Source organism: Bartonella sp. AA2SXKL (assembly GCF_042197205.1).
Taxonomy (GTDB): domain Bacteria; phylum Pseudomonadota; class Alphaproteobacteria; order Rhizobiales; family Rhizobiaceae; genus Bartonella.
In genome coordinates, this window is the sequence record NZ_JBHIRN010000273.1 from 1 (window position 1) to 251 (window position 251).

Consider the following 251-nt stretch of genomic DNA (forward strand, 5'->3'; position numbering starts at 1 on the left):
CTAATGTCATTGATAATCTCCCCAAAAGCATATTTATTTTTTGCTTTTGACACCACTAAGGGCACCACTTTGCTACGTGACGCCCTCTTAATAATAATTATACTCTTTATTACCAGTAATTTTATAATCAATGGTATGATTTAAAATCTCTGATCAATCATTTTAAAATGGCTACCCTTTTGCAGCAGCTGCAACCTCTGCAGCAAAAGCAGATTCTTCTTTTTCCTCACATTCTCCCAGCGCAAAACGAA